Genomic DNA, 3,087 nt, shown 5'->3' with positions numbered 1-3,087 from the left:
GCTCTGGCACTGATGACGGTCATGCCAGACGTTCATTTGAACCGCCTGCTCCTGACGTTCAGCAGAAACTCGGAATTTCTCCGCCAGCACGGCTATTCACTGCGCTATGCGAGGTGCAACTCCTGAGTTATAGCAAGAGACCTCACCCTTAGGAAATGCCGGGAAGTGCCGTTCTCATCGGCGCTCATCTGTCGGTCAGCCTGGGCCGGGAGCGGAGCCCCGCCCCCCATCAGGGCCGTGCCGCTCCCCCGGGCGAGGCCGGAACCGCGCCCGTCGGGGGGTGGAGCCTTGGGGGTACTGTTTTCCCTCACGACCTGCCGCACGGGCCAGGGCCTACACTGGGGGACCTATGAAGGCGATCATTCCTGCGGCGGGGCTGGGCACCCGGCTCCGTCCCCTGACCTTTACCCGTCCCAAGCCGGTGCTGCGCGTGGCGGGCCAGCCCATCATCCGGCACGCCACGCGCACCCTGGTGGAGGCGGGCATTACCGAGATCGGCGTCATCGTCTCGGAGGTCACGCGCGAGGAGATCGGCGACGCGCTGCGCAAGGTCGAGGGGGTGTCCGTCACCCTGATCGACCAGCACGAACAGCTCGGCCTGGGCCACGCCGTCATGATGGCGCGCGAGTGGGTGGGCGGGGACGACTTTTGCGTGTATCTGGGCGACAACCTCTTCGAGTTCGGCGCGCGGCCCTTCGTGGAGCGTTTCCGGCAGGAGCGGCCCGCGGCGCTGATCGCCCTCGTCGAGGTGCCCGATCCGACCGCCTTCGGGGTGGCGCAGCTCGACGGCGAACGCATCACCCGGCTGGTCGAAAAGCCCAAGAACCCGCCGAGCAACCTCGCGGTGGCGGGGCTGTACTGTTTCACCCCGGAGGTCTTCGAGATCCTCGAACACCTGCCCCCCTCGTCGCGCGGCGAGTACGAGATCACCGACGCGATCCAGGGCCTGATCGACCGGGGCGGTGCGGTGCTCGGGCAGCGGGTGGAGGGCTGGTGGAAGGATACGGGACGCCCCCTCGACCTCCTCGACGCCAACCGGCTGCTGCTCGAACGCATCGAACTCGACGTGCAGGGCACCGTCACCGAGTCGCGCCTGACGGGCCGGGTGGTCATCCCCGCCTCGGCGCAGGTCATCCGCAGCAAGATCGTCGGGCCGGTCCTCCTCGGTGAGGGGGTGGTCGTCGAGGACGCCTACATCGGCCCCTTCACGAGCATCGGGCGCGACAGCGTGATTCGCAACGCCGAGGTCGAGCACAGCGTCATCGACGCCGAGGCGCGCATCGAGTGCGTCAGCACCCGGCTGCAAGACTGCCTGATCGGCGTGCGCGCCCAGGTGCGCGGCGGGCGCAAGGTGCCCAGCACCCACAAGCTCACCCTCTCGGACGCCAGCGTCGTCGAACTGGCGTGACCCACCCAGGGCGGCGGCCCGGGACCCGTCTCCCGTCCCCCGGACCACGACGAGCACAGCCGCCGTGGACAGGTTCGCTTTGCCGGGCCGGACGCCTCCCTCCGTGTGGGACCCGACCGCCCGAGGCGCGGCCACAGCGTGCCGGGAACGCGGTGAGGCGGAGGCGGCGGGCCTATCATGGAGGGATGACCGATACGCCCCGCATTCACCTGGGTTCGCTGCTGCGCACGTCGTCGGACGCGCACGCGGCGGGAGCCCTGGATCACCTCGAATATCAACAGGGCGGCCAGACCCAGACCCTGCGTTTCGTGCGGCCCGCCGCCTACCGGGTCGATGTCAATTCCCTCGGCGGAAACGAAATGTACCTCCAAGGCTCCTTCGCCCCCGACATCGTGATGGAGTGCGCCCGCTGCCTGCGCGACGTGGAGGTGGCGCTCGACCTGCGGCTGGGCACCCTGCTGCGCTACGACCCTGCGGTGGACGAGCCGTACCTGGAGGAGGCCGAGACGGGCGAGGAGGTGCTCGTCTTCGGCGACCCCGACCTCGACCTCAGCGCTTACCTCGCGGAGACGGCCCTCTTGCAAGCCCCCCTCACCGTGCTCCACGCCCCCGACTGCAAGGGCCTGTGCCAGGTGTGCGGCGACGACCTCAACGAGGGCCCCTGCGAGCACATGGCGCAGGTCCCGGTCGAGGAGATCGATGACCTGTTGGGCACGCCGGAGGGCTCGGCCCACACGACCCAGAATCCCTTCGCGGCCCTGCGCGACCTCAAGCTCCCGGAGGACTGAGGATGGGCCGGGACGAGGCCGCCCCCGAACTCACCCATTTCCGGGACGGCCTGCCGCGGATGGTGGACGTGAGCGGCAAGGCGAGCACCCTGCGCACCGCGACCGCCGAGGGCTGGGTGCGCCTGCCCCCCGAGGCGCGGGCGGCGCTGGAGGCGGGCACGAATCCCAAGGGCGACCCCCTCACCGTCGCCCGGCTGGCGGGGCTGGCGGGCAGCAAGCGCACCGCCGACCTCGTGCTGCTGTGCCACCCCATCCCTGTCACGGGGGCCGACGTGCAGGTCACGCTGGAAGAAGAGGGCGTGCGGGTGCGCGCCACCGTCCACACGACCGCGCCCACGGGGGTCGAGATGGAGGCCCTGACCGCCGTCACCGTCGCGGCGCTCAACGTATACGACATGCTCAAGGCGGCGAGCAAGGCCATCGAGGTCACCGGGATTCGCCTGCTCGCCAAGACGGGCGGCAAGAGCGGCGACTACCGGGCCCCCGACCCTGCCGGGGTCTAGGCAGGTGCGGGAACCGGGCCGGGCCGCCGCACGTAGGAGAGTTGTATGGCCCCGGAACACGACCTGCTCGACCTGCTGCACCGCGAGGCGGAGGGTGACCTCACCCCCGCCGAGCGCGGGCGGCTGGCCCGGCTCGGTCACCGCCCCGAGGTCGAGGACCTGCGCCGCCGCCTCGCCCGGACGACGTCCACGCTGAGCGGCCTGGAACGCCCCCGCCCCCGGCGCACCTGCGCGGAGCAGATCGCGGGCGAGATCGCCTGGAGCGCGCGGCTGCACGCGGCGCCCCCCCCTCCCGCCCCCACGGGGGTGGCCGCGCTCGTGGCGGCGGAGGTGGCCCTGGACGCGCGGCTGGCGGCCTCGCCGCCGCCCGCCCCGGCCCGCAGCGTGG

Annotated in this window: 3 protein-coding genes and 1 pseudogene; all 4 read left to right on the top strand. The window is 71.4% G+C overall.

All coding sequences use genetic code 11. The features are described 5' to 3' along the window. Positions 1-349: 349 nt before the first annotated feature. Positions 350-1,408 carry a glucose-1-phosphate thymidylyltransferase gene (locus tag A7B18_RS21045; protein WP_102128609.1) on the top strand — a complete coding sequence of 353 codons (1,059 nt, stop codon included), beginning with the start codon at positions 350-352 and terminating at the stop codon, positions 1,406-1,408. Positions 1,409-1,593: 185 nt separating this feature from the next. Next, complete coding sequence (locus A7B18_RS21040) at positions 1,594-2,196, top strand: DUF177 domain-containing protein (protein ID WP_102128608.1); 603 nt, start codon at positions 1,594-1,596, stop codon at positions 2,194-2,196. Between the two features lie 2 nt (positions 2,197-2,198). Beyond that, entirely contained in the window at positions 2,199-2,699 is a 501-nt protein-coding gene (moaC, locus tag A7B18_RS21035; protein ID WP_102128607.1) for a cyclic pyranopterin monophosphate synthase MoaC, read from the top strand. Positions 2,700-2,744: 45 nt separating this feature from the next. Beyond that, positions 2,745-3,087, top strand: a pseudogene (locus tag A7B18_RS21030) (polymer-forming cytoskeletal protein); the annotation flags it as partial.

Origin of the sequence: Deinococcus planocerae (genome assembly GCF_002869765.1) — a bacterium.
Classification (GTDB): Bacteria; Deinococcota; Deinococci; order Deinococcales; family Deinococcaceae; genus Deinococcus; species Deinococcus planocerae.
The sequence above is the reverse complement of the archived record's forward strand: the minus strand, read 5'-3'. Positions and strand labels throughout refer to the sequence as shown.